The 261-nt window shown below is 53.6% G+C and carries 1 protein-coding gene; it reads left to right on the top strand.

All coding sequences use genetic code 11. The features are described from left to right. Positions 1–261 (top strand): hypothetical protein (locus P0D80_RS51635; RefSeq protein ID WP_408296785.1); only part of this gene is annotated, 261 nt, incomplete at both ends.

Raw genomic sequence — 261 nt, 5'->3', positions numbered from 1 at the left:
CTGGAAGCTCTCTTCTACCGCTCTTCTCAGCTTACCGATGACATGCTTTCCGGAATCATCTTTACGGGACTATCAGCGGACCTGAGCAGTTCGGCCACACGTGACACGCTTTTTAACCACCGGAACAATCCTGACTCCGGCAGCCTCCTGACTGTCATACACACGCGTTTAAAGGGCGACAACAAACTCCGCTGTATGGAACTGGCTATCGGCGCGCTGGATGATGCCCTGACGGCAGGTGTCAAGGATCCTGATGTTGAT

This window comes from Paraburkholderia sp. RL17-373-BIF-A, assembly GCF_046030175.1.
GTDB lineage: Bacteria > Pseudomonadota > Gammaproteobacteria > Burkholderiales > Burkholderiaceae > Paraburkholderia.
Note: the sequence above shows the minus strand (reverse complement) of the source record. Positions and strands in the feature narration are given on the sequence as shown.